Origin of the sequence: Lysinibacillus sp. 54212, from assembly GCF_036662795.1 — a bacterium.
In the GTDB taxonomy this organism is placed as follows: domain Bacteria; phylum Bacillota; class Bacilli; order Bacillales_A; family Planococcaceae; genus Lysinibacillus_B.
Map to the genome: position 1 here is coordinate 1 of NZ_JBAFWZ010000015.1, position 24,784 is coordinate 24,784.

General features: G+C 35.5%; 24 protein-coding genes and 2 pseudogenes. 11 read left to right on the top strand and 15 right to left on the bottom strand.

The window, feature by feature from the left end:
• Positions 1–106 (bottom strand): annotated as a pseudogene (locus V4T18_RS11560) (purine-nucleoside phosphorylase); the annotation flags it as partial.
• 460 nt (positions 107–566) lie between these two features.
• The gene (locus V4T18_RS11565; protein WP_332649528.1) at positions 567–1,610 is read right to left on the bottom strand and encodes a 2,3-butanediol dehydrogenase; all 1,044 of its coding nucleotides are present in this window, start codon (positions 1,608–1,610) and stop codon (positions 567–569) included.
• Positions 1,611–1,873: 263 nt separating this feature from the next.
• Here V4T18_RS11565 and V4T18_RS11570 point away from each other — a divergent pair, with 263 nt between their 5' ends.
• Positions 1,874–2,455: a TetR/AcrR family transcriptional regulator gene (locus V4T18_RS11570; protein WP_332649530.1), complete on the top strand. Its 582-nt coding sequence runs from the start codon at positions 1,874–1,876 to the stop codon at positions 2,453–2,455.
• 268 nt (positions 2,456–2,723) lie between these two features.
• Here the strand turns inward: V4T18_RS11570 and V4T18_RS11575 are convergent, their stop codons facing one another.
• Together V4T18_RS11575 and V4T18_RS11580 are read right to left on the bottom strand one after the other, a co-directional pair.
• Positions 2,724–3,182 (bottom strand): hypothetical protein, encoded by a 459-nt coding sequence (locus tag V4T18_RS11575; protein ID WP_332649532.1) that lies wholly within the window; start codon positions 3,180–3,182, stop codon positions 2,724–2,726.
• Between the two features lie 370 nt (positions 3,183–3,552).
• Complete coding sequence (locus tag V4T18_RS11580) at positions 3,553–4,680, bottom strand: stalk domain-containing protein (protein WP_332649533.1); 1,128 nt, start codon at positions 4,678–4,680, stop codon at positions 3,553–3,555.
• Positions 4,681–4,966: 286 nt separating this feature from the next.
• Between V4T18_RS11580 and V4T18_RS11585 the strand changes: the two genes are divergently transcribed.
• Complete coding sequence (locus V4T18_RS11585; protein ID WP_332649535.1) at positions 4,967–5,398, top strand: Ohr family peroxiredoxin; 432 nt, start codon at positions 4,967–4,969, stop codon at positions 5,396–5,398.
• A gap of 289 nt (positions 5,399–5,687) precedes the next feature.
• Here the strand turns inward: V4T18_RS11585 and V4T18_RS11590 are convergent, their stop codons facing one another.
• The 4 genes from V4T18_RS11590 to V4T18_RS11605 all read right to left on the bottom strand — a co-directional run bounded on the left by V4T18_RS11590 (position 5,688) and on the right by V4T18_RS11605 (position 9,464).
• Entirely contained in the window at positions 5,688–6,245 is a 558-nt protein-coding gene (locus V4T18_RS11590) for a GNAT family N-acetyltransferase (RefSeq protein WP_332649536.1), read from the bottom strand.
• A gap of 66 nt (positions 6,246–6,311) precedes the next feature.
• Positions 6,312–7,793, bottom strand: a complete 1,482-nt coding sequence (locus V4T18_RS11595) for a phytoene desaturase family protein (protein ID WP_332649538.1) — start codon at positions 7,791–7,793, stop codon at positions 6,312–6,314.
• Between the two features lie 314 nt (positions 7,794–8,107).
• Positions 8,108–9,082 carry an HNH endonuclease gene (locus tag V4T18_RS11600; protein ID WP_332649541.1) on the bottom strand — a complete coding sequence of 325 codons (975 nt, stop codon included), beginning with the start codon at positions 9,080–9,082 and terminating at the stop codon, positions 8,108–8,110.
• Positions 9,083–9,137: 55 nt separating this feature from the next.
• A complete protein-coding gene (locus V4T18_RS11605; protein ID WP_332649542.1) occupies positions 9,138–9,464 on the bottom strand; it encodes a nucleoside triphosphate pyrophosphohydrolase in 327 nt (108 codons plus the stop codon).
• A 158-nt stretch (positions 9,465–9,622) separates the two neighbouring features.
• Here V4T18_RS11605 and V4T18_RS18350 point away from each other — a divergent pair.
• Positions 9,623–9,847 (top strand): annotated as a pseudogene (locus V4T18_RS18350) (nuclease-related domain-containing protein); the annotation flags it as partial.
• Here the strand turns inward: V4T18_RS18350 and V4T18_RS11610 are convergent.
• A complete protein-coding gene (locus tag V4T18_RS11610) occupies positions 9,821–10,693 on the bottom strand; it encodes a LysR family transcriptional regulator (RefSeq protein WP_332649544.1) in 873 nt (290 codons plus the stop codon). The pseudogene V4T18_RS18350 and the gene V4T18_RS11610 overlap by 27 nt on opposite strands.
• A 119-nt stretch (positions 10,694–10,812) precedes the next feature.
• Here V4T18_RS11610 and V4T18_RS11615 point away from each other — a divergent pair, with 119 nt between their 5' ends.
• Positions 10,813–11,586, top strand: a complete 774-nt coding sequence (locus V4T18_RS11615) for a class I SAM-dependent methyltransferase (protein ID WP_332649546.1) — start codon at positions 10,813–10,815, stop codon at positions 11,584–11,586.
• A gap of 291 nt (positions 11,587–11,877) precedes the next feature.
• Here the strand turns inward: V4T18_RS11615 and V4T18_RS11620 are convergent, their stop codons facing one another.
• The 3 genes from V4T18_RS11620 to V4T18_RS11630 all read right to left on the bottom strand — a co-directional run bounded on the left by V4T18_RS11620 (position 11,878) and on the right by V4T18_RS11630 (position 14,904).
• Positions 11,878–13,308 (bottom strand): alanine/glycine:cation symporter family protein, encoded by a 1,431-nt coding sequence (locus V4T18_RS11620; protein ID WP_332649547.1) that lies wholly within the window; start codon positions 13,306–13,308, stop codon positions 11,878–11,880.
• Between the two features lie 369 nt (positions 13,309–13,677).
• Positions 13,678–14,241 carry an RNA 2',3'-cyclic phosphodiesterase gene (gene thpR / locus V4T18_RS11625; RefSeq protein WP_332649548.1) on the bottom strand — a complete coding sequence of 188 codons (564 nt, stop codon included), beginning with the start codon at positions 14,239–14,241 and terminating at the stop codon, positions 13,678–13,680.
• 120 nt (positions 14,242–14,361) lie between these two features.
• Positions 14,362–14,904 (bottom strand): DUF6155 family protein, encoded by a 543-nt coding sequence (locus V4T18_RS11630; protein ID WP_332649550.1) that lies wholly within the window; start codon positions 14,902–14,904, stop codon positions 14,362–14,364.
• A 104-nt stretch (positions 14,905–15,008) separates the two neighbouring features.
• Between V4T18_RS11630 and V4T18_RS11635 the strand changes: the two genes are divergently transcribed.
• Positions 15,009–16,061: a TOTE conflict system archaeo-eukaryotic primase domain-containing protein gene (locus V4T18_RS11635; protein ID WP_332649551.1), complete on the top strand. Its 1,053-nt coding sequence runs from the start codon at positions 15,009–15,011 to the stop codon at positions 16,059–16,061.
• 177 nt (positions 16,062–16,238) lie between these two features.
• Positions 16,239–17,057 carry a DEAD/DEAH box helicase gene (locus V4T18_RS11640; RefSeq protein WP_332649552.1) on the top strand — a complete coding sequence of 273 codons (819 nt, stop codon included), beginning with the start codon at positions 16,239–16,241 and terminating at the stop codon, positions 17,055–17,057.
• Between the two features lie 943 nt (positions 17,058–18,000).
• Here the strand turns inward: V4T18_RS11640 and V4T18_RS11645 are convergent.
• The 3 genes from V4T18_RS11645 to V4T18_RS11655 all read right to left on the bottom strand — a co-directional run bounded on the left by V4T18_RS11645 (position 18,001) and on the right by V4T18_RS11655 (position 20,285).
• The gene (locus tag V4T18_RS11645; RefSeq protein WP_332649553.1) at positions 18,001–18,189 is read right to left on the bottom strand and encodes a hypothetical protein; all 189 of its coding nucleotides are present in this window, start codon (positions 18,187–18,189) and stop codon (positions 18,001–18,003) included.
• A gap of 13 nt (positions 18,190–18,202) precedes the next feature.
• The gene (locus V4T18_RS11650) at positions 18,203–19,399 is read right to left on the bottom strand and encodes a class I SAM-dependent rRNA methyltransferase (protein ID WP_332649554.1); all 1,197 of its coding nucleotides are present in this window, start codon (positions 19,397–19,399) and stop codon (positions 18,203–18,205) included.
• Between the two features lie 160 nt (positions 19,400–19,559).
• Entirely contained in the window at positions 19,560–20,285 is a 726-nt protein-coding gene (locus tag V4T18_RS11655; RefSeq protein WP_332649555.1) for a 3-ketoacyl-ACP reductase, read from the bottom strand.
• A 321-nt stretch (positions 20,286–20,606) separates the two neighbouring features.
• Between V4T18_RS11655 and V4T18_RS11660 the strand changes: the two genes are divergently transcribed.
• From V4T18_RS11660 to V4T18_RS11680, 5 genes are all read left to right on the top strand, one after another.
• On the top strand, positions 20,607–20,984 hold the full coding sequence (locus V4T18_RS11660) for an SLAP domain-containing protein (protein WP_332649558.1): 378 nt from the start codon (positions 20,607–20,609) through the stop codon (positions 20,982–20,984).
• A 220-nt stretch (positions 20,985–21,204) separates the two neighbouring features.
• Entirely contained in the window at positions 21,205–22,596 is a 1,392-nt protein-coding gene (locus V4T18_RS11665) for a TIGR00341 family protein (RefSeq protein ID WP_332649559.1), read from the top strand.
• A 318-nt stretch (positions 22,597–22,914) separates the two neighbouring features.
• Positions 22,915–23,136 carry a DUF2829 domain-containing protein gene (locus tag V4T18_RS11670; protein ID WP_332649560.1) on the top strand — a complete coding sequence of 74 codons (222 nt, stop codon included), beginning with the start codon at positions 22,915–22,917 and terminating at the stop codon, positions 23,134–23,136.
• A gap of 15 nt (positions 23,137–23,151) precedes the next feature.
• Entirely contained in the window at positions 23,152–23,907 is a 756-nt protein-coding gene (locus tag V4T18_RS11675) for a 3-oxoacyl-ACP reductase (protein ID WP_332649562.1), read from the top strand.
• Between the two features lie 154 nt (positions 23,908–24,061).
• Positions 24,062–24,565: a QueT transporter family protein gene (locus tag V4T18_RS11680; protein WP_332649563.1), complete on the top strand. Its 504-nt coding sequence runs from the start codon at positions 24,062–24,064 to the stop codon at positions 24,563–24,565.
• Positions 24,566–24,784 lie beyond the last annotated feature (219 nt).

The following is a 24,784-nucleotide window of genomic DNA, read 5'->3' on the forward strand; positions in this document are numbered from 1 at the left end:
CTATAAACTTTGCACGAAGTGGATCTCCTGGCAAAAGTATAGTTTCAGCTATTTCTACTCCGTTTGGCTTTATATGTGGCGTTTCTTTTAATTCACTGTTTTTCATTTCATTCTCTCCTTAATATCTTTTTATTATTGTTAAGCTATGTCTTCACTATTAAAAGAGGCTTATCTTTAAATTTCTGGACTACTTACGATTTATTATAATCAAAAAATACTAAGCATAAACTTTTCAAAATTTATGGGCTCCGTGCCCTAATTCGCAACTACTCAACCGTTATTGTGAAGAATCACTCCACCTTTACCTAAATTTTCCTCGTTCTTACTTTTATATTCCGCCTATAATTAAAACCACCAGTATAATGGGTAGTTGAAAACGAAATTAAAAATGAGTCCTGTACAATCCTGAACTCATTTTACCCAAGCTTCCTGATGAAATAACCGTGCCTAATTTTTAGGTGTCACTTTATAGCAAAGGTTTTCATTTCACCAACAAAGCCACGAAAATTTTACTGTCGTAAAACTTTCGTGGCTTTTCATTTTGAGGTGGGTTTTATCCCAGCCTTTTATAGATTACTTTGTTTTGGTGTAACCAAAATTTTGATGTGTGTTTTATCGTTAATATTTGTTTCAAATCCTTCATCCACTAAATCGTCTAAGTGGATTTTTTTCGTGATTAATAAATCTAAATCTACGATATTGCTTGAATAAATATCAATTACTTCTGGGAATTCCTCTGAGTAGCAGAATGAGTTAGAAATGATTGATTCGCCCATTGTTAAGTCCATTAGACTAAGGGTAACGTCTTTCTCATACAGCGCAACAATCATCACTTCGCCATTTTTCGCCAAACATTTCGTTGCAGAAGAGAATGTTGGTTGTACACCAGCTGCTTCAAACGCAACGTCTACTCCACCTTCTGTAATTTCTTTAATTTTTTCAACTGCGTTTTCTTTCATTGGGTTAATAACCGTTGTTGCACCTAATTTTTTGGCCATCTCCAAACGGTCTTCTGCTACATCTACGACGATAATTTGGCTAGCTTTTTTCGCCTTTGCCATGATAACCAGTAAAAGTCCAATAGGGCCTGCACCGAATACTGCCGCTGTTTTACCTTCTGTTAATCTTGATTTATTAACAGCATGTAGTGTTACTGCTCCTGGTTCTACCATCGCTGCATGCTCAAGAGATAACGAGTCAGGAATTTTTATGCAGTTTTTCGCTTCAAGCAAAACTTTATCAGCGAATGCACCGTCAGCTGTGAATCCGACTAAACCATAACCATCTATGCCCATTTTTTCACATAAATTACGTTGCCCAGTTTTACAATATCTACATTCTCCACAAACATCTAAGTTAATACACGCTACACGGTCGCCAACTTTCACATTAGAAACACCTTCTCCTACTTCTGATACAACAGCAGAGAATTCGTGTCCCATAATTGTTCCTGGCACTGCGTTTAGTGGTCCTGCAACATACTCATGAATATCACTACCACAAATACCGATCCATTCCACATCCACAACGACATGTCCTGATTTAACCTTAGGTGCAGACACCTCTTCAATTCTAAAGTCTTTTGCTTTATAAAATTTTGCAGCTTTCATCACAGAACTACCTCCAGTTTTGAAATTTTCACTTTATCGACAGGTAAGAGGACTTACCTTTACGTTGTAAGCGCTTATGATTTTAAATCAATTAATACTACGCAACAACCATCAGAATCTTTCTATTTGTATGATTTCAAACAATATTTACGTATTTGTTTAAAATTTTAGTAGATAAATCCTTTAATTAACCCAATAATGATATAATGCCTATGAATAGTTTTTATTATACAATCTAAAATGAATAAATGAGGTATAGCATTATGGCTATGGATCGTCGTATTAAAAAAACTAAAAATGAAATTAAACGTGCATTGTTGGAAGCTTCCAATAGTAAAGGAATCGAACAAGTAACCGTACAAGATATTATTGATCGTGCAGATATTAATCGAGCAACATTTTATTATCACTATAAGGATAAAAAAGATTTAGTAGCTACGATTGAAACGGAAACACTTGAAGGGTTAATACAAAATATTCGTATACCAGATGATCATTTCAATTCTTTTGAATACATTGTTTATCATCCGATACTTGCAACACTTGAACACGTAAAAAGTTTTGAAGATGTCTATAAGGTTTTATTAAGTAGTAATGGTATCACAAATTTTTGCTGGAAAATGTTAGATACCATTAAGTCATCATTAAGTGATAATTTTGAATTGCTTCGAAAGAAAAATATTGTAATTCTTAATGATAAATCATATTTGGTAAATTTCATTGCAGGAGCACATTTATCAGTAATCATTGATTGGGTTAATAATGGCTTAGAAAGTGATCCACAAATATTAGCAAAACATATGGCTAGTGTTCTAACTAATGGTGTTAAAATACAATTTCAATAAATGAATTTTAAAACATCCTTATACGCAATACTCGCCTCCCTCATAATAGGGAAAACATAGTGAATAAATTTACATAAGATGAAGCGATTATTTTTCTGAAAAGGAATATAAAAACTCAAATAACCGGAGTCCCCTATTAATTCGAAAATCAGGCGTTTTAATAACAGGCTATACTGGTAGTACGACAAATACAAACTGGCATTGTCTTTCCTCCTTAGAAAAAACCTCACTTGTGGTACGGTTCACCGTAATGTATCTAAATGCGGTTTTATGCTTTAATTAAATGATAAAAATAACTTTTCCATGTATGTTTAATTTCAGGTGTTCTAAAATTTGAAAGACCTCGACCTTCCTCTTGGAGCACTAATGTTCCAATAACATAATCAAAACGTTCATATTTTATAATATAATTTGGAATTCCAGAGGCAAGATATGTATTTATACAAAGTACTTCTCCTGCTCTCAGTGCACCGGCACTTTCAATCCATTCTCCTTCCTTATGATTCTCCCAATCATATGTGTAAAACTGAATTTCTCTAATTACGTCATTTGGAACTAAATAGATCGTTTCATATGCTTCCATGTCTTCATCTAAAGTTATTTCTTTACCGATATTTAAATGGCTAGTGTCATCATCATGTCTTACAAAGAAAGATTCTGTAAGAAACATTTCAGCTTTCTTAATAGAGTATATTTTTCCCACTAAATACATTAAAAATACTATCAACGTTGTAAGAGATGAGACTAAACTAATTATTCACATGGTATTAAGTTCAATAAATTCTCTTTCTAAATCTCAAAAAATAGGCTTTATATCTACTTCAGCCAAAATATAGCCAACTACAAAAACTGTAATTATAGTTATAACACTTTTCATTCCAACACCTCACTTATATAATTATACATGTATCGCAATTATAAAAAGGAGCACATAAGTCATCTGCTAATGACCTATCTGCTCCATGTTCTGTTACATAATCTAAAACCATATTATTGAATTGTATTTGAGTGCTCTCAACTTCTCGTTTATCATTCAGTGTTATATCTTTAATTGTGTTCCTCTAATTAAAACGACATCTTCCAATCTAAATCAAATATTACTTTAACCATTCTGCCCACTTCTTCTCAACATCCTGATAGCTACCAAAGCTATCTGTAAATGCCTTACTTTCTTTTTCTTCTTCACTATCGATGAATGCATTATACTTGTCCTCACCATAAGTTTCGATTAAAAATGCTATAGCAAGTACACCCGTATTAAGATAATTAGTACCCGTAGCCGTAACACGTAAGTTTCCGTCAGTGAATTTTACATCAGTTGATTTAATTTTACCTTTTACAGTTTTAGCAAAAGCATTGTATTGATTAACAGCTACTAATGTGTTGTATTTCACATATGATTTAAACATCCATTCTGGAACTTCAGCTCCATACCAGTCAGGGCTCCATATATGTTTCTCCATTAATAAATTGTCTACAACTCGCACATACTCAGAAATATATGTTTTACGAGCAAAGTTACTATCAAACTTATACATTCCATCTATTGATGTACCTTGACCTTTATATAGTGATGGAGCCATGATTTTGATATTAGTTTCCATTTGCTCTAATCCACCATAAGCAGAGTTTTCTGGGAACTCAAAGCTATAATTTTGTGACTCTTTAGTTTGAAGATAAATATTAGTAGGGTGGGTTTTCTTTGAAGTTAATTTCTTCTCTAATTCAGGAATTCGACCTTCATAAATTTTTAGTGCTAATGCCGCACCTTCATTTAAATATTTTACTGCAGCATTGATATCGCTCTTAATGTCTTTAGGAGCATATACAGTAAAGTATTTTCCTTCATAAACATAATTGTCACCAACAAGTTTAGCTTGTGCAGCATAATCAGTATTATCTACGGGTGGTTTTGGTTTTGACACATTATCTTTTGTAACGATATCAGCTGACATTGTTTGTGCATTGTACTTAACTTCAGCACCTAGCATTTCAGCTATTTCTCGTAATGGAACAAATGTTACTGCATCTTTGCTATACCATGAATTATTTTTAATTTCTTTACCGTTAACAGAAATACCAATACGATTTTTATGAATTTCCTCTTTCTCAATTGTCGCAATATTACCTCTTGGCGTTTTGTATTGCCCGATAATAGTTCCTGCGTAAACTCCTGTTGAAAATAATCCTAACGCCATTACTAATAATAATACTTTCTTATACATGACCTTATCTCCTCTAATTAACATTTTAAACCATTTTATCAACAATTTATTTTAACACTTACCCACCTAAAAAGTTAGTTAAATATTCCTTTAATACTATTAAATTACCATATTAGCGACTCTGCAGCATTAGAAAATACTGTTATTTTATCAAGTTTACAGGGTCATACATTATTGATTCTTTCTACGTAGTTTTTAGCTTATTTAAAATTTTTTCTATTCATAAAAAGACATCTATGGGGAACAATAAGTATAGTTATGACCATCATTTAAGGAGATGAATTAGATGTCTGAAATTCTATATAGTTCAACTGCAACAACATATGGAGGGTTAGAGGGAAAAGTTAAATCATCAGACGGTGTAATTAATATGGCTACCGCTATACCAGGAACTGATAGAGACGAGGAATTAGAGCACGTTACAAATCCTGAGCAATTATTCGCAGCAGCATACGCAACATGTTTTGATAATGCTCTACAAATAGTAGCGAAAAAGGAAAGATTAGATCTAGAATCACAAGTTACAGCAAATGTGACTTTGGTAGAAGATGAGAAAGATGGATATAAGCTATCCATTAACTTACAGATAAAGGGCGAAAATATTGATCACAACCAATTAGACAATTTAGTCCAAAAAGCCAACCAAATTTGGCCTTATTCAGAAGAAAAAAGAAAAAATATGGAATTAACCCTCGAAATTGACACATCAAATCACTAAATGAGAAAAGGACCCTGATGCATCGTCCTACAGGGTCTATAATTCGTTCATTTGTATATTTCATCAGTCGCTTTATTAAAACTTAATACATATGATCTTTAGAGTTTATAGCTTGTGTAAGTTCAACCCAGAACAACTATTCGTTCAATATAGGTATGAAATTACTACAATGAAACTTGTAATTCCAAAACGTTCCACACATACTCACTCAGATGAAACCAAGGAGAATACAATCAAAATACATCCGCAAAAAGTAATGAAATTCCATTACTTATCATAAGGTTCTCCGTTACAAATTCGGATGGTGACTTTCTAATTTATAGCCCATTTCTATACACACTTCATTATTCTTTATATCTTCGTTTGTATAGGAAATTGAATTAAAACCAATCAATTCAAATCCATTTTTCAAATAAAACTGGATGGCTGGATAGTTAGATGTTTGCGTTTCTAATATAATCGATCTTACCCCTAATTCTATAGCTCTTTTCTTAGCTACTTCAATTAAACATCTACCAATACCATTTTTCTTAAATCGATCATCCACATATAAATCATGAATTAATAACGTATTATTCCAATCCATTTTTTGAATTACCATAATAGCAGCTTCTTCGCCTTTATGGTCTGCCAAATAAACTTCCGAACCCTCTTTATATTGTTCAAAAATTTCTTCTTCCAATTCTTTCACAAAAGGAGCTGCAAACCTTTCTTCAACTAAAGAGATATTCCAGCCATTATCTCTTCTAGGCATAGAAATTTCATAATATTTCTCTGACGTATATTTATAAACTGCTTTCTTCCCCTTTGGATAATCTTTTTGATAGATTTGTCGAACTGTTAGCATACAACTATCTCCTTCTGTAAACTGTACTGACTTGTGAGAAAGTGTCTTTTCTATTGTTCTGTTAGATCAAGTTAACGGATGAGAGCGCATAATCGCTCGCGCTGCATAGTAGCCACTCAGTGCAGAGGATAGCGTTCCTGGTCCGGGAAATGATTGTTCACCTACAATGTAAAGTTGCGGTAACGACGAACGAATACTTTTAGGTTTTACAATTGCATTCCTTACTGTTAGTGGAAAACCACCTACACCGGATTTACCGATAAATTTTTTATAGGTTAATGGTGATCCTGCTTCTTTATAGATTAAATAATCTTCTATGTTTACGACTTTTTGAATTTCCGCTAACATCGCCTCGGTTAATCTTTGTTTTTTTTCTTTGTACTCTTCTTTTGAATATTTATCCCAATCCTCAATATTCGTATGAATGGAAAGAGTCATCATAATTTCTCCGTGGACTCGTTCATTATGTTGATTGTATGCCGTTTGGAAAGTGACATACACAGGCCCATGACCATCTGAATATAACACCTCATGTTCTTTACTCGGTACTATTTGAAGTGCAAAAGGAAGCTGTCTTGCATGGAGCTCCTTATGCCAAAATGCATCGTTCACAAGTGCATCTATTCGAAAAGCTCCCCAAGAAAATGTCTCAGGTGCAGCATGACTCGTACCTTGTCCAAAAGAAATTCCTGTATTATTAATTACTACATCATAGGCTTCATTCCGCTTTTTACTTGTAACATGCCAATTTTTCTGTTCATAATAGATTTCTTTAACTGGAGAAGCTACTATCACTTCACCACCAAGCTCGACAATTCTTTGGGCTAATACTTCACTTAATTGTCCCATTCCCTTTTCTATGTAGAAGCTGCCTTTTCTATAAATCGTTAAGGCTAGACTAGAAGGCAATAAAGCAGCTTCGGTACAATCAGTTTGTGCTGCATCCATTAATTGTGCATCCAAAAACTGTCGAAGTGGCTCATAGGATTGTAAATTGTATTTACGTAATAAATCCTCAACTGTCCATGTAGCGTAGCGTGCCAAACGTAGCATAGATTTTGGATGAGTGAGAGCATAGCGTGGTAATTTACCTAGGTCATATACACGCTGAATCGGCATGGAAACCCCTGTGGCTGTTACCTCGTATACTAATTCACTGATTTGGTCGAGTTTTTCCCAAAATTCTTTAACATCTTGTTTTCTTTCAAATAATGCATGTAGGAGTTCATCATCCCACCTTTTCTCATCCTGATAAATCGAAACTTTACGATCTTCTAATATGACGTCCATAGGATGTTGCATCATATCGAATTGAAGATTTAGGTGGAGCTCTTCTAATAAAGTATCCAATAAACCACGTTCTTCTAATCCAAAAGCGATTGTCGCACCTGTAGGAAAAATACGTCCTTTCCGCACATACCAACCTGCGGATCCACCTACTGTTGTCGCTTTTTCAAGAACAGTCACACTATAGCCTTTTTTAGCTAATAGTGCCCCTGCCATCAACCCTCCAACGCCAGCACCAATAATACAAACAGTTTTACCCAAGGGGATCCCCTTCCTTTCAGATCACTTAATAAAGATGGACGATAAGCAAAGCATTATGTAAGCTCATCTCTTTTCGTTTCTGCAATAACTATTTAAAAATCAGCAAAACTTCTACCTATAAAAGGGCAAAAGGACTAGTACTGCATAAGCACAATTTAGCTTTCGTAGTGCCTCTCTATTTTGAACAACCTAAAATGTAAAATAAGAAATCTCATTGCACGTCTAAGGCAAGGAGAATTTATTAGAAATTCTTATCCCTAAAATAGCAACTATTAAATATATACTGTTCCCCTTCTAACCCTACAATTCAACAATCATCCCCTAGGCTCCCATTCCTTCCTAAACCCATTCCGTTCTGAATATTGATAGAGTGTCTTTAGCTTCTCACTGTTGTAGTTTACAAAATAATCTTTTAATGTTTCTTTTGCCTTCAACGACTCGTTTTGTGCCATGATGGCTGCTAGATATTTTTCGATTGGGAGCTTGTTGTTTTTGCTTGTGTTGCAGGTTGGACAGGATAAAACAAAGTTCCACAGCTGGTCGTTTTGTATGTAGCTCCATGGAATGAAGTGATCAACATGTACATGTTTCTTAACAGGCTTTTTGCAGTAAAAGCATTGGTGAACTCCTGCTTGTTGCAGTAATCTTGCAAATTCCTTTAATGACTGCCTTTTCGTTACGAACTCTACCTTTGATAATATTTGATTTACTTTCTCAACCTCATTAAACTTTTCTAAAAATTGTGCGAGCTGATAATTCGTGACGTTCGTTAAAATCCGTTTATATGTATGAAAAAAATGGTAGTATTTCAAATTCAATTTTAAGTAATTCTTCTTTAAATTAAAGGTGTAAATTTCACCGTTAAAGTCCCCATATAGCGCACCGATTACATATTTTTTGCCGCGCTTTTTAACTTCCGTTATCAAGTCTTGTTGAAGCTCTCCAGGAAGTTGGTCAAAGTTCCATTCGGTCGGAATTTCGTGCCCTTGCTGAAAAGTTGCTATTGCTTTTTGAACAGAGGATACTTGCCCCCTACTATTCGATTGCCATAGTCCGTGATGTACGACAAGATTCCAATAAATTTTACTAAAGGAATAAAATAAATCGTCGAATGATATCTCCTTTTCCTCATTGGCATTTGCTACATTCTCTAAAAGTGCTTTAAAAAAACCATATTTATAAGTCGTTGTAGTTTTGGAATGATAGAAAAAATAATGAATAGACTTCCAAATATCCTCCTCCAAAATATAGGGATTTTTCATTTCAGCTGCTTGTAAACTCCATGACATCCATATCACCTTCTCTCAAGAACATTTGCGCTACTTTTATAATATTACTAAACACTTATTTATCCTCTACATCCATCAAATAAAGCCCTTTATCAAAACCACCGCGATTTTCCTTCTTTTTCACACGGACAGCTTCTAGCTCATCAAATGATTTGCCATATACTTTTAAAGCAGCATGTAAAAGTTCTAACACATCCGCCATTTCTTCTATTGCATCTTGTTCATTTGTCGTCTCGTCAAATTCTTTCGCTTCCTCGTATAGCTTTTTCTTAATTTCTGTAAGATGCTCTTCTGGTGCTAGTGTACGGGCATTATATGAAAGACCGTCTGCTTCTATAATTTCTAAAATGCGATCACGAATTAGTTTGTTGTATACTGGCATAATTTCACCTCTTCTATTTAATACTTCTATTTTCGCAAACTATCTTCTATTTCATAATATGATATTTTCCATCATTTCGCTTCAATTAAATTTCCATATTTATTCCATGATATAAAATACCGTATACTAATCGCTAGGAGGGATTAGGTAATGGCGACCATAAAAAATGGACACAAGTATACCCTAATCGTAGAAAATATTCTTTCTATAACCCAATTAAACAAAACGAAACACATATCCGCTGCTTGCAACATGTATTACCGAACATCCCTACCGAGGCATATACTAACTTAGTCGTATTCAGTGAACGCTTCGCCCAATTCTTTAATAATCAAAGGATAATTATTAAAGTTATTTCACAATCTGCTCAACGCATTCTTTAAAAAGTTGATAAAAGCTAATACTTCTTCTGATTCTACTTTTGTTAATACATACGTATAGGAGGTTGGTGGAGTGATTTTATCTGCTTTTATCTCTACCAACTTATTCGTTGTTAGCTCTTCTTTAATCATCGTAATTGGTAAATATGAAATGCCGAGGCCTTCTTCGATAAAACGTTTTGTCACTTCTATTTGATTTACTTTCATCGTTCGAACAGTTGGATAATGTCTCTTAATATCGTTTAAAAGATGATCCCAATAATCGGGATGATTATGTGTAACCAACCGATATTTATGTATTGCGGTTTGTTCGTCAAGGTCAGATGCCTCTTTACAATTAGGTCCAACCAAAATGACAGGTTCTTTATGAACAGTATTAACTTTAATATTTGTTTGAATAGGAAGTAGCCTTGACAACCCTATATCTGCTTTTCCGATACTGATTTCTTCGCCTATCTCATAAGATTTCAGTATATTTATAATGACCTCTATATTTGGATGTTCATTTATAAAATGACGCACTAAAGAGGGAAGAAATGAGGATGCAATTTGTGGTGCAGTAGCAATAACTAACTTTCGATTATACCCCTGTTTCCAAGATTCAAATTCTTCCATGCCTTCCTCATACTTCGTTAAAAGCGCTCTCGCAAATGAATAAAACTTATGACCTGCTGAAGTAAGGATCACTTTAGTTCCCACTCTTTCAAATAATTGAATGTTAAGATTTTCTTCTAACCTTTGAATATGTTTAGTTACAGCAGGTTGAGTTAGAAAAAGTTCTTCTGAGGCTTTTCTAAAATTCTCAAACTTTGCTGTAACAACGAAAGTCTTTATCCACTTAATCTCCATATATACCTCCATATTAATAACGATTTGTTATTGAAAAATCATTTTTTCGTTAATATCTATTATTAACCTTTTCAATTATAATTCAATTAACAAATATATACAGTAAGGAGAGAATAGATATGGAAACATTTCAAGGTACAAAAGATCATTGGGATGCAAGTTTATACGATGTTAAGCATTCATTTGTTTCAAAATACGGGAATAGTCTGGTGGAATTATTAGCTCCCAAGGAGGGAGAAAGAATTCTTGACCTCGGTTGTGGAACTGGAGATTTAGCCGGTACGTTATATGAGTGTGGTGTGGAAGTTGTAGGTGTAGATAACTCTGAAAATATGGTGAAACAGGCCATTAGTAAATACCCTAATATACAATTTATTGTCCAGGATGCAACGAACCTAGCATACGATTGTGAATTTGATGCGGTATTTTCAAATGCAACACTTCATTGGGTACAGCCACCTATTAAAGCGGTACAAGGTATCTATCATAGTTTGAAACAAGACGGAAGATTTGTTGCTGAATTTGGAGGAAAAGGCAACGTACAAACAATTACTGCTGAAATCATTAGACAAATAAAAAATTCAGGATTTGAATTTAAAGCAGAACAGTTTCCTTGGTTTTATCCAAGTATTGCGGAGTATTCGAAGTTAATGGAAAAGGTAGGGTTTAGAGTGACATTTGCTCAACACTATGATCGACCAACGCAATTGGATGGAGAGAATGGATTAAGAAATTGGATTCATATGTTTGGCGGTATGCTATTTGATAATATTCCAGAACATACAAAAGCTCAAATAATCGAAAATGTTGAAAACAACTTAAAAGAAACTTTGTATCAAGAAGGAAATTGGATGGCAGATTATAAAAGGATTCGTGTAGTTGGAGTAAAATAAAACTGAACTAATGAAAGGAAGAAAGCAACTTAGCCCTTTTCTTTCACTTTATTAGGAAATAGTTTAATTTGAATCGTTCAATACTTATTACTTTGATTCACTTCAGTAACCGGGCCATAAATTCAAATAAGGGCTTATACTTATTCAAAGAATTGCGTCCGATTGATAAATAAAATGACTGGCGTTTTTTAAACAACTTTATTACGTAGGTTAGCCACACATTTACGCGTTTCACTTATTTTCAGCAAAAAGGAGTGCCCCCCATTGGACACTCCTTCATTATTAAACTGACTATCGTGTTTCTTCTATTCCTTCATCTTCACTCCAACATTCAACGTCCCCAATATTCTGTACGTTTTTCTTATAGAACACTGGATCCTTCCCTTGCTTACGTTGGATTAGGTAATCATTAATAACTGGTTTTGCTACTTTCCAAAGTAACAGAATCGCAATTAAGTTGATGATGGCCATAATGCCCATAAATAGATCGGCTAAATCCCATACAATTTGTACTTTTGCAACTGAACCAAACATAACAAAAAGTACGACAAATATACGGAAGATAAATAAACCCTTTTTAGATTCTTTAATAAATCCAATATTTGATTCCCCATAATAGTAGTTACCAATAACCGTGCTAAAGGCGAACATTAGGACAATGATGGCTAAAAAGCTCCCTGCCCAATCACCAAGGCTTCCAACTAAGGAAGCTTGCGTTAAATTGACGGAGGTCGCGTCCGATTGAAGGTAGGCATCCCCCAATAATACGATAGCAGCCGTTGCAGTACAAACTAACAATGTATCAATAAATACACCAAGTGCTTGAATCAAGCCTTGCTTTACTGGGTGAGAAACAGATGCTGTTGCTGCTGCATTCGGTGCAGAACCCATCCCTGCTTCATTGGAGAATAGACCGCGTTTAATCCCGTTCATGATTGCTGCCCCTAGCATACCTGCAAAGGCTTCTTCCAATCCAAAGGCAGATTTAATAATTAGGACAAATACATTCGGAAGTTCTGTAATATTGATGATGACAACAACAAGTGCAATGACAATATATAAAATGGCCATTACCGGAACAACGATTTGTGTGAAGCTTACAATTCGCTTTAATCCACCAAAAACAATAATTCCTGTTAAAGCAGCCATGATTATACCTACAACAACACGGTTAGCACCAAAGCTTTCTTCAAAGGCAATAGAAATTGTATTGGCTTGTACTGCATTAAAAATAAAGCCGTAAGTTACGGTAATAACAACGGCAAACAGAATGCCCATCCATCTCTTGTTTAAGCCCTTTTCCATATAATAAGCAGGACCCCCACGAAACAGTCCAGTACGGTGATCCTTCACTTTATATACTTGTGCTAATGTACTTTCAATCAGTGCAGATGCGCCACCAATAAGTGCAATCATCCACATCCAAAATACAGCACCTGGGCCTCCAAGAGCTATTGCCGTCGCAACCCCAGCAATATTACCTGTCCCAATACGAGAAGCAGCAGATATTGTAAAGGCCTGGAAAGAAGAGATTCCCTTTTTCCCTGACTTGTCTTTTGGTGCTGCTTCCGTAATAAGTTTAAACATTTCTGGAATTAATCTAAATTGAATAAACTTTGTTTTAACGGTAAAAAACAAACCCGCTCCAATTAACAATATAATTAATACATACGAATATAATAGTGTATTTATTTCACCTAAAATATTGCCAAACCAATCCATACATTCACTTCCTTTATTTAATTGAATCTCCAGTTCACCCGATAGGAATAAACTAACGGGTTTTATTACGAATACTCCATTCTTAAATCTTCACAATCCAAGCTATCTCTGGCCTAGGCCACTCTCTTTTATAGCCCGATAATTTTAATACGATCAGCGAAAATCTATAATAAAATTCTGACAATTATTAAACTGAAGAGATCGGTGGATTAACTTCTGAAGAAATCGCTCAAAACCTCATATTAAAAGCTCATTCTGCACCTTCCGAAAGCTTCATCAGAATGAAAAGCAGTTTTTATTATACTAAAAAAACACCATTTTTCTCAATGAAAAATGGTGTTTTTTAGATTTTTTCTATCATTTACTTAATTAATTATTCAGTGCGAAGGCTGCAATTCGTTCATATTTTGGTATTTTCTCTAAATTTGATTTATATAAGACAACTTCCTCAGCTTGAAATGATAAAGGCTGTTCCCGAAATGGATTATACCTGTCTAATAACTCCATCTTAAAATCTTTTTCCCCTATCCATTTTCGCGCCAATGTAATATGTGGGTGGTATGGGCGATTTTCTAGTTCAAAGCCGACTTCTACGCATTTTTTATGAACGATTTTTTGTAATGGCAATAATTTATTTTCCGGATAGATGGAAGCCCAGAAAATTTGTGGTGTTTTATTATTTCCAAATATATTTAATCCTTGAATCTGTAGAGAGAAAGCTTTTTCATCCTTAATGGCATTTCCCACTCTTTCAATGACAAGTTGGAGCTGTTGTTGATCCACTGACCCAAGAAAAGCAAGCGTAATATGGTAATCATTCCTATGTACCCAACGATTAAATTGAAAAATTTGATTAATACTTGTCAGCTCTTCATATATATTTTGTTTTATGAAATCTGGTAATCGAACGGCCCAAAAGTAATGTGTATTCATTAAATCCCTCTTTTCTTTTACAGTAGGATTTGTACAAATCGAAATAACATACGGTTTTTTAACTTTGCTTGAACACGCTGTCATTTCGTTGTTCTAACTGTTAAGAAAGCAATATAAAAATTAAGCTTCCATAGTCCACTCAATGGAATAATAGCAGTCAAATAGGCAATCGTGATAACCCCATCCTATTCCCACAGTCTCTTCCACAACCGCATACAATCGATCATTGAATTTATTGAACAACGCTTCATCTTGATTACAAGCTTCCGTCACTTTACCATACATAGAAATCATACTGTCATAGAAAGGACCATCAATATCGCCATACGTATTCGTAAATTGAGTTCCCAACTCGACGTAGTAAAGCATCAAATCTACTGTTTTCTCATGGTCACCTGATAATTTTTTAAAGTTTGAAATAGCGCTTTTAGCTTCCTTCAAACGCATTTTTCCAAAACCCCGTTCTGGGAAAAATTCATTGTTGATCTTCTTTTTGGTCGTCTCATATAATGCTAAAATGGCCTCTTCCCCTATAAAACGGTTCGATACATAATGCTTCACATCGTCATTTAATTTATATAGTTCAGCAATTAGCAGAATCAGTTCCTTTTGTTCAAATTGCTTGAGTTCCTTTTTCAGTGCACTTAACGTTAATTTAGTCATTTTTTCAAACCTTTCATCAGACCTGAATGTCTTTTAATATTCTGTGTATACTTAGATTATACAGTATGTATTTTCTAGAAATATAACATAGATAGAGGGATATGATGGACAAACTTGAAAAAAGACTTAAACAAGCCATACAAGAATGCGAACGTTTGAAGAAAGAAAATCAACAATTGAAAACCCTGCTTATAAAACACAATATTCAGCTAGTTAAAGATGACACAATACATAATACCCATGATTTTTCTATATCAAAAGAGCAAAAAATCAATGAAAGAATTGAGCTATTCAGAAGTCTTTTCAACGGTCGAACGGACCTATTTGCAGTAAGATGGGAATCAAAGAATGGAAGGTCTGGCTATTCACCGGCATGTGCCTATGAATGGCAACCGCCTATATGTCAAAAGCCTACTATTAAATGTGCAAATTGCACTTTTAGAAAGTTTTTACCTTTGACAAATCAAGTTATCTACAATCATCTTATCGGGAAAAGAACGATAGGCCTCTACCCTCTTTTACAAGATGAAACATGTTGGTTTTTAGCTGTAGATTTTGATAAGAATAATTGGCAACAAGATGTAAAAGCGTTTATAGAAAGTTGTAAGGAACTAAATGTTCCAGCAAGTATCGAGCGTTCAAGGTCAGGAAATGGAGGGCACGTGTGGATTTTTTTACAGCAAGCTACACCTGCTGCCCTTGTTAGAAAACTAGGGCATGTATTGCTATCCCGAACACTTTCAAGACGATACGAGCTAGGAATGGAATCGTTTGACCGACTATTCCCCAACCAAGATACCTTACCAAAAGGAGGTTTTGGAAATCTAATTGCTCTCCCTTTACAGAACGGACCAAGAAAAAGCGGCAATAGTGTATTTATCGATGATCAAATGATTCCTTACCCGGATCAGTGGCTCTATTTAAAACATGTAAGAAAAATGAGTCTAGAGAATATAAAACAGATTGTTCAATCCTATTTTCACAACGACGACACACAGTCATTTGTAAAGGAGGACACCTTAGTTGAAAATAAACTACCAATTAAAATTAGCATAACTGAAAAAAACGGCTTGTATATTGAAAAGGATGGGCTCTCTTCGGGATTCATTCAGAAACTAATTCAGTTGACTACATTTAATAACCCAGCATTTTTTTAAGCCCAAGCAAATCGACTATCTACAAATGGAATACCTAGAAACATCTCTTGTTATGAAGAGTCAGAAAATTTAATCATTTTACCGCGCGCTTGTAAACAGGACCTAATAAGACTTTTAAATGAAAGTTCAATTAATTTAGAATTAAAAGATTGTACGAATCAAGGAACTAAAATTGATGTGAATTTTAAAGGACAACTAAGTATTGACCAAGAATTAGCAATGAATAAATTATTCGAAAATACAAATGGCATCTTATCTGCAACCACTGGATTTGGTAAAACAGTAGTGGCGGCGGCTTTAATTGCCAAAAGAAATATCAATACTTTAATTATTGTTCATAGAAATCAACTAATTGACCAATGGAAAGATCGATTAATGGAATTCTTACATTTAGAAAAGGATCTTATTGGGCAAATTGGTGGTGGGAAAAGCAAACAGACAGGAGTCATTGATATTGCAACGATTCAAAGCCTTAACTATAAAGGAGAAATTAAAGATTTAGTCACCCAATACGGGCAAATCATTGTAGATGAATGTCATCATATTTCTGCATATAGTTTTGAACGCGTATTAAAAAAAGCTAACGCAAAATATATTCACGGTTTAACAGCGACTCCTACTAGAAAAGACGGTTTGCAACCAATTATGGTTATGCAATTAGGTGCTGTTCGCCACAAAGTCTCTGCAAAAAAACAAGCAGAAATGCATGACTTTGAATATTTACTAATCCCAAAGTATACGAAATTCAAGAGTTCTCCTCATAGTGCAAAAAAAGATATACAAGGTTTATATAATGACCTAACTCATAACGAAGCTCGAAATCAACTTATCTTCGATGATGTATTAAATGCTTTGAATGAGGGGGCAACTCCCTTACTACTAACGGAACGAGTAGAACATGCTTATCATTTAGCATCAAAATTCTCAAGCTTTGTAAAAAACATTATCGTGTTAACAGGAAAAATGAGCCGAAAAGAAGCACAAGCAAACCTATAGAAGTTAGAAAATTTACCTGACAACGAGGAAAGACTGATTATTGCAACAGGAAAATATATTGGAGAGGGATTCGACCATGCCAAACTGGATACCTTATTTTTAACTTGTCCTATTTCATGGAAAGGGACAATGCAGCAATATGTTGGAAGATTGCATCGCCAACACATCCAAAAAACACAAGTGAAAGTATTTGACTATATAGATCAAAACGAGCCTATGTTACAAGTCATGTTCGAAAAAAGATTAAAGACATATCAGACAATGGGATATAAAATCGTCGACGATAAATCTTGCGTACAGTCTAAGCAGAGACAGATGAAATTATTTTAACGACTTTTAGGATTTGCTTAATTTTTCTTTTCATACGATTAGTCACTTGCTCCAAAAAAGTAGATTTAATTGCATGTGCACCTAAGTATGCACAAGTTTACAATAAAAATAGCTATTATTATTTTACATGCACGTGAACTACGAAATATTTATAAGTACTAGTCAGATTTTTTAAATTTATTAGCCACAATTTTGAAAATACTAGCCGCTTTTTTTGAAATACTAGCCATTTTTTAGAATTTACTCGCCAATGTGAAAATTCGAGCTTGAAATACTCGTCGATGTGACTGTATACTCGCCACATTGAAAGCTTAGTAGCCAATTTTTAAAATCCCTATCGATACTGCTACGTTTAATGATTCTGCACCATTGAAAATCGGAGAATCACACATCACGCTGGATTTACTAGCCACAATTTTAAAAATACTAGCATAATTTTTAAATTTTACTCGCCGATTTTTGAATTTTACTCGCCAAAACGTCCTTGGAAAGGAAAAAAGCTACTTCCAAAGGAAAAACCCAATTTGAAAGTAGCTCTTTAAACTGACCTTATATAAGGATAGGGTTCGCGTAATCAGATAACACCTATCACTTTAAAATGTAGCACTACGATTTAATATAGTCGCTCCAAATCCTGATAATCCTTCATATACGGTCCATCCTCTGCCACATATGAATGATACAATGCCTTTACTGCAAAGTTTTTCTCTAAACCCATCTCAGCTTTTAGTTTTTTTAATTCATCATGCAGCTCACGATGTTCATTGATAAGCTTAAGCATGATTGATTTTTGATATTTCATTCTACCCGTCCTTTTAGTCGATGATTTGAATGATAACTACTTTTAAATAGTTAAATTCAGGGAAGTTATGTGGAACAGCGAAATCCTCTGGCAACTGATGTTGTTCTAATATTTTGTAACGTGTATCCGTCTCTTTAAATGCTTTATCAATAAACGTTTTAAATTTTTTCATATCAAAGCTCGCGTTATTCGTTGAGGCGATAATCACCCCATGATCATTCGTGATCGCAAGCGCATCCTTTAAAAGCTTCGGATAATCCTTTGCTGTACTAAAGGTCATTTTTTTTGTTCGTGCGAAACTCGGTGGATCAAGTACAACAACATCAAACTTCAATCCATTACGCTTTGCATAATTAAAGTAGTCGAAAACATTCATCACTTTAATATCCTGTGATTCATAATCAATCTCATTCACTGCAAATTGTTCGATTGTTTTTGCTAAGCTACGTTTCGCTAAATCCACACTCGTCGTACTTGATGCGCCGCCAAGTGCTGCTGCTACAGAAAATGCTCCTGTGTAGGAGAATGTATTTAACACTGTTTTATCCATTGCATATTGATCTCGTAGTGCTTTACGAACATTGCGCTGATCAAGGAAAATCCCTGTCATTGCTCCATCGTTTAAATCAACAGCAAAATTCATGCCATTTTCCTTGATGATTAATGGGAAATCTCCTTTTTCACCTGAGACATAATCGTCCTGCTCAACGTATTGACCATTCTTATTAAATCGTAATTTTTCATAAACGCCGCGCGTGTTTAGCACTAGATGTAATGCCTCATATACGACATCACGGAAGGCATAAATCCCTTCACTATACCAGCTCACCATATAAAAGCCATTGAAGAAATCAATTGTTAAGCCACCAATTCCATCGCCTTCTCCGTTAAATACACGGAAAGCCGTCGTGTCCTCTGATGCAAAAAAATCCGCACGTTTTTCAGCTGCCTCAAGAATTTTTTTCTTAAAGAAACGCACATCAATAACTTCTTTTTGTTTGCGTGAGAGTACCCAGCCGATGCCTTTGTTTTGCTCACCATAATAGCCTGTCGCAATATAACCACCTTGTGCGTCTAATAATTGCACAATCGTTCCCTCTTCTATCGGTACCTCTGGCATATCTATAGCTTCCTTTAAAATCAGTGGATAGCCATTTGTCATTTGTTTAATAAATTTTGGTTTTACATATATTTCGCGTATCTGCTCCATCGAGTCATCCTAACCTTTTTATAATCTATCTATTATGGCATGTTTCTGAGGAAAAAGCGAAGGAGTTAAATTTTTACTTCTCTTGACCGAGGCACAGGCTTATAAAAAAAGAGCCAATTATCCACTTCGGATAATTAACTCTCTACTAAAAATAATTCGCTTAATATGGATTTGTTGCGATGACGCTTGCTGTTTTTACGTAAATACGTGGATTTAACTTTAATTGGCTAACAATTAATTCAGCAATATCTTCAGGTTGCATGAATTTTGATTCGTCGTTTTCTTTAATTAAGTTTGCGTCCATAGCTAAATCGGTTGCCACTGTGCTTGGCGTTAAAGCCGATACACGAATGTTGTTGCGGCGAACTTCTTGTGCCAGTGATTCTGTAAAACCGATTACCCCAAATTTTGATGCACTATAAGCACTTGATGTAGCCGCGCCATTTAATCCAGCTGTAGAAGAAATATTAATAATATCTCCACCATTTTTTTCGATTAATTGCGGCAGTACTGCACGTGTTACATAGTATGTGCCCATTAAATTTATATCGATGATTTGCTTCCATTGAGCTGGGTCCATGTCCATTACCTTACCAAATGTACCCGTTCCCGCATTGTTTATTAAAATATCAGCCGATCCCAATTCGTTTGTAAGTGAAGAAATGGCTTCGTCGACTTGCTCTTTTGATGAAATATCAGCCGTTGCATAGGCAACTTTTACGCCATAGCCTTCAATTTCCTTAGCCACTTCCTTTAACGTTCCCTCTGTTTTTGCAAGTAAACCTACGTGTACGCCCTCTTTTGCTAAATAAAGCGCTGTTGCTTTACCGATTCCTCTTGCTGCACCTGTAACAAATGCTACTTTTCCTTGTAAATTTTGAGCCATATTAAGCAGCCCCCTTCCAAATTATCTATGAATTACATTTTCATTATACTATTGTAAAATACATTTTACTAAAATTTAGCATGCCCTTTTTGCCCTGAAATATAGAACACTCAGTTATAATTTTTACCTTGAAAATAAACTCCGATTTTTCAGCACCGATTCTCTCAAATGACAGAGTCACCACTTCTGCGTTTCGTAGTTTTCGAAATGATGACAAAATAATTATAGGATGAAATAATATCGAGATACTCAGTAAATATCCTTTCATTTTTTAGCTCCCTCTCCTTATGTTACACTAGCATAAAAAGGAGGTTAGCCTTTATGCAGCAGCTACAATTTGAGGCAGCTTGGGACAAAACACTGTCCTCTCAAGACCGAGATGAAATCCAAAGAATCTTTAATGAAACGAAACACCAAAACTATTCTACTATTGCATTTTCTCCAATCCGAGAAGCCATCAATCATAAGGAAGAGCTATTAATTACCGTTTTAGTGCATAATTTTTCGGATAATCCGCTCATTTTCGACCATACAAGGCTCGTCTATTCGACCGAGCAAGGGGCTATAGCTGAGAAGGTATTTTCGCTACCCGCTCTCTCCATCCCTCCTCATACTAGCATGCCATGGACATTTATCTTTCCAAAGGAGACCTATGTAAAAAAGAATTCTCCGCTGAATGGTCAATTACAAAAAAAGTAGACGCCAAAACCGAATGGCATCTACTTTTACTTTTTATGCTTTTACTTTGAATTAGTGACGATTGCAAAAGCTAGTGATTAATATAGGAATACATGGCATCTCGCCGTTCTGAATCTATTCCCCCTACCATACACATCCAGTATTAACTTTAACTTCAAAAAACACTAATTACATCATGAAATTATAGTACACTATAGAGGATGAAAGGAGCATGATTGCCATGACAACTTCTATGGAGCGCGAAACTAATATTGAGCCAAAAAAGAAAAAATATCAGATTGACTATTTTACACGCGAATCCATCACCGAAAAAATTTCGAGAGACTCACAGCCAGATACATATTATTACATTATGGTTGTACTCTCTTGTACCGTAGCAACATACGGATTACTTTCAAATAGTACAGCTGTAATTATTGGCGCCATGCTCATAGCCCCTTTGATGAATCCCATTTTAGGGAGTGGACTAGCGTTGATTACGGGGAATAATCCTTTACTAAGAGTAACAATTAAAGCGGAGTTTATCGGTGCTGTTTTAGCCGTTGCTTTATCAACGTTTTTAACACTACTTTTACCTGTTTCTGATTTAACTTCTGAAGTATTATCTAGAACCTCACCTACACTTATTGATTTAATCATTGCGCTTACTTCCGGTGCAGCTGGCGCATATGCCATTTGCTATCGAGCAGGTGCTACGTTACCAGGGGTAGCCATCGCAACAGCTTTAATGCCTCCTTTATGCGTAGTAGGTATTACATTAGCAAAACAAGAATACCATCTGGCCGGTGGTGCATTATTATTATTTATTGCGAATATGGTAGCAATTAATGTTATTGCTATGATTATTTTTCAATTTGCAGGATTCAATACATCCTTAATGGCACATTATTTGAATTTGGATACATCCAAGGAAAAGGGACCTATTTTATCCCGTCTTGTAGATCGTAAAATAATATATCCGATTTTATTATTAGTCATTGTGTCTATTCCATTAATTCTCCTATTAAAAACTTCTATCGAATCCGATCAACGAGAGAAGATTATTCGCAACACATTGGAAGATGGGCTTGCTGTCATGGCTCCTGATGCAGCAATTAATTCCTTGAATTTCACAAGAGATGACACGACATTTCTCATCAATGTTGACTTGCATTCAGCACAGATTATTTTACCAGAGGATATCCGAAAGCTTGAAAATAGCTTAGAGTATAAACTGACTGCCCCAGTACAAATCGTAGCTGATATTTCGATGATTCAGAGAGTAAATAATGAAGGTGCGACAGATGGCTATAAATCACTGCTGCCGGAGTCAAACCCTGAAGTCGTTGAAGTAGTAGAATTAAAAACGAGCACACCTGAGGAAATCATTGCACAAGTAGTAAACGAAAAACTGCAATTAATTGATGGTACACTAAACGACTTTAGCTTTGCTTATCAACAAGGTACAGGTACATATAATGTGCTATTAGCTGTTACAAGTGAAGAGTCACTAGATACGGCATTTATTCGAACACTAGAAACAATCTTAGAAGAAGAGCTGAAACGGAAGGTCATTGTTACATTAGCCCCGGTTAAAATAGAAGACCTAGAATCGATAGAGGATACAGAATAAATATTGTTAGCAGCAAAACACACATATAGCTTTAGCTAAGTCTTTTAAGCAGCTGTATTGATTAGTGCCTTCATTATAGATAAGCTTCCATACCTCCTACCCTCTTAAGAGCAAGAGAATAGGAGGTGTATCACAAGGGCGATTTAGCAGAGAAAAATAGCTACAATCGCTAGTTCTGGCGCATCTTTTCCCCGCATAAAAATAACCACTATATTTTTATAAATTTCTCTCCTGTCCAACGGCGCTATCCCCCATTGCCACTCTTCCGTAAATCAAGTATACTTCTTTCGAAATCTAATAAGGATAAGGTGATTATTAATGACATTTGAAGAAATTTTACCGCGCTTAAAGCAAGGCGAAAAAGTTATTCGTGAAGGCTGGGGTGGCGCCGAGCTTTATGTGAAGCTTGTAGAAAAAGGTGAGCATGACGGGGAAGCATTAAATCCGTATTTCTTAATTAATGTAACCGGCGAAGGGTACACAATGTTTTCGCCAACTGTTTGTGATATTTTAGCCGAAGACTGGATAATTGTTTCTTAAAGCGGAGGACAACCTATGACATTTGAGGAGTATCAAGGAAAAACTGTATTCATTACAGGGGCTGGCTCTGGTATTGGGTATGCACAAGCCCTCTCGTTTTTAAAAAATGGTGCCAACGTATTTGGCTTTGATAAGAATATTGATAATTTACAAGCATTACAGGAGCCATACGAAAACCGTCTCTCTTTTATAGCTGGTAGCGTTTGTAAACAAGCAGACGTCAATAAGGCAGTGGAACTTGCTCTATCCACTTTTGGCAAGGTTGATATTTTATTAAATACGGCCGGTATACTCGATAGCTACGCGAAAACATTAGAAACTGACGAAGCGTTATGGGACCTCATTATGAATACCAATGTAAAGGGAATGTATTTCGTAACAAATGCCATTCTACCGCAAATGCTCAAACAGCAAGAAGGTGTCATCGTAAATATGGCATCAATCGCTGGTCTTGTTGCCGGTGGTGGCGGTGCAGCCTATACGGCTTCAAAGCATGCGGTCATAGGCTATACAAAGCAACTTGATTGCGATTATTGTCGGGAGGGTATTCGAGCAAATGCCATAGCACCAGGTGCCATTAGAACACCGATGAACAAGGCAGATTTTGACGGGGACGGCGAGATGGCTAAATGGGTCGCTGAGCAAACACCAGCTGGACGATGGGCAAAGCCTGAGGAAGTCGCCAATTTAACACTATATTTGGCAAGTAAAGCGGCTGATTATATTCACGGTACCGTGATGACAATTGACGGTGGGTGGCTGACGAAATAGCTCTTTTGTATATTGAGTTTCTCTGTTATAATACGCACGTGAGTTAAATTGTCTAGCTTACACTACGACACTTCTGGTGAGCAAAATAGCTCTCTCTCCTTTGGTCGTAGTTATGAATAAAATGGTCCTGCCATTTTATAAAGGAGGAACCCTTATGCAAACTTCTATGTCTTCAACACGTACCTCTGTCAGTGAGCTGACAAAAATAGCGCTTGTCGCTTCTCTCTACGTCGCTGTTACAGTGATGCTATCTGTTATTAGCTTTGGAGCAGTTCAATTACGAATAGCCGAAATGTTCAACTATTTGGCACTGTATCATAAGCGATACGTGATTGCCGTTACGCTTGGCGTTGTACTCGCTAATTTTATGTCCCCTACATGGATCTTGGACGTCCCAATTGGTGGTTTAGCAACATTTATCGTACTACTTCTATGTCGAGCAGTTACGAAAAATATAGAAAATATGAAAGTGAAAATGGTTGTCACAGCACTAATTGTTACCGCCTCGATGTTTACAGTGGCGGCTCAGCTAACAATCATGCTGGATTTACCATTTTGGCCAACTTATTTTACCGTTGCAGTTGGTGAGTTATTGTCGATGACTGTCGGTGGTGTCACTATCCACCTTTTAAATAAGAAGCTTAACTTTGCAAAATAATGATTGACAGAGGGCCAATGCTTAATTAGCATTGGCTTTTTTTATCAATTATTGTAGTGTCAATACTCCAAAATCGCCTTAACAAGCAAAAGCGGTATATTGAATTCTTCCTTCTTCTCGGTCATTCGATGGATGATTTTATTCCCGTGTAACGGTACAATTATGTTAAACTGAGAGTGAAAACATTTCAGAATTCGAAATAAATTTATGGAAAGGCGG

Excerpts from the sequence above, each read along its gene's own strand:
- thpR (WP_332649548.1), bottom strand. The coding sequence starts at position 14,241 with ATGAATACACATTACTTTTGGGCCGTTCGATTACCAGATTTCATAAAA.
- V4T18_RS11565 (WP_332649528.1), bottom strand. The coding sequence starts at position 1,610 with ATGAAAGCTGCAAAATTTTATAAAGCAAAAGACTTTAGAATTGAAGAG.
- V4T18_RS11635 (WP_332649551.1), top strand. The coding sequence starts at position 15,009 with ATGGACAAACTTGAAAAAAGACTTAAACAAGCCATACAAGAATGCGAA.
- V4T18_RS11655 (WP_332649555.1), bottom strand. The coding sequence starts at position 20,285 with ATGGCTCAAAATTTACAAGGAAAAGTAGCATTTGTTACAGGTGCAGCA.
- V4T18_RS11580 (WP_332649533.1), bottom strand. The coding sequence starts at position 4,680 with ATGTATAAGAAAGTATTATTATTAGTAATGGCGTTAGGATTATTTTCA.
- V4T18_RS11680 (WP_332649563.1), top strand. The coding sequence starts at position 24,062 with ATGCAAACTTCTATGTCTTCAACACGTACCTCTGTCAGTGAGCTGACA.
- V4T18_RS11585 (WP_332649535.1), top strand. The coding sequence starts at position 4,967 with ATGTCTGAAATTCTATATAGTTCAACTGCAACAACATATGGAGGGTTA.
- V4T18_RS11600 (WP_332649541.1), bottom strand. The coding sequence starts at position 9,082 with ATGTCATGGAGTTTACAAGCAGCTGAAATGAAAAATCCCTATATTTTG.
- V4T18_RS11620 (WP_332649547.1), bottom strand. The coding sequence starts at position 13,308 with ATGGATTGGTTTGGCAATATTTTAGGTGAAATAAATACACTATTATAT.
- V4T18_RS11675 (WP_332649562.1), top strand. The coding sequence starts at position 23,152 with ATGACATTTGAGGAGTATCAAGGAAAAACTGTATTCATTACAGGGGCT.
- V4T18_RS11605 (WP_332649542.1), bottom strand. The coding sequence starts at position 9,464 with ATGCCAGTATACAACAAACTAATTCGTGATCGCATTTTAGAAATTATA.
- V4T18_RS11650 (WP_332649554.1), bottom strand. The coding sequence starts at position 19,399 with ATGGAGCAGATACGCGAAATATATGTAAAACCAAAATTTATTAAACAA.
- V4T18_RS11665 (WP_332649559.1), top strand. The coding sequence starts at position 21,205 with ATGACAACTTCTATGGAGCGCGAAACTAATATTGAGCCAAAAAAGAAA.
- V4T18_RS11670 (WP_332649560.1), top strand. The coding sequence starts at position 22,915 with ATGACATTTGAAGAAATTTTACCGCGCTTAAAGCAAGGCGAAAAAGTT.
- V4T18_RS11645 (WP_332649553.1), bottom strand. The coding sequence starts at position 18,189 with ATGAAATATCAAAAATCAATCATGCTTAAGCTTATCAATGAACATCGT.
- V4T18_RS11610 (WP_332649544.1), bottom strand. The coding sequence starts at position 10,693 with ATGGAGATTAAGTGGATAAAGACTTTCGTTGTTACAGCAAAGTTTGAG.
- V4T18_RS11615 (WP_332649546.1), top strand. The coding sequence starts at position 10,813 with ATGGAAACATTTCAAGGTACAAAAGATCATTGGGATGCAAGTTTATAC.
- V4T18_RS11570 (WP_332649530.1), top strand. The coding sequence starts at position 1,874 with ATGGCTATGGATCGTCGTATTAAAAAAACTAAAAATGAAATTAAACGT.
- V4T18_RS11590 (WP_332649536.1), bottom strand. The coding sequence starts at position 6,245 with ATGCTAACAGTTCGACAAATCTATCAAAAAGATTATCCAAAGGGGAAG.
- V4T18_RS11660 (WP_332649558.1), top strand. The coding sequence starts at position 20,607 with ATGCAGCAGCTACAATTTGAGGCAGCTTGGGACAAAACACTGTCCTCT.
- V4T18_RS11630 (WP_332649550.1), bottom strand. The coding sequence starts at position 14,904 with ATGACTAAATTAACGTTAAGTGCACTGAAAAAGGAACTCAAGCAATTT.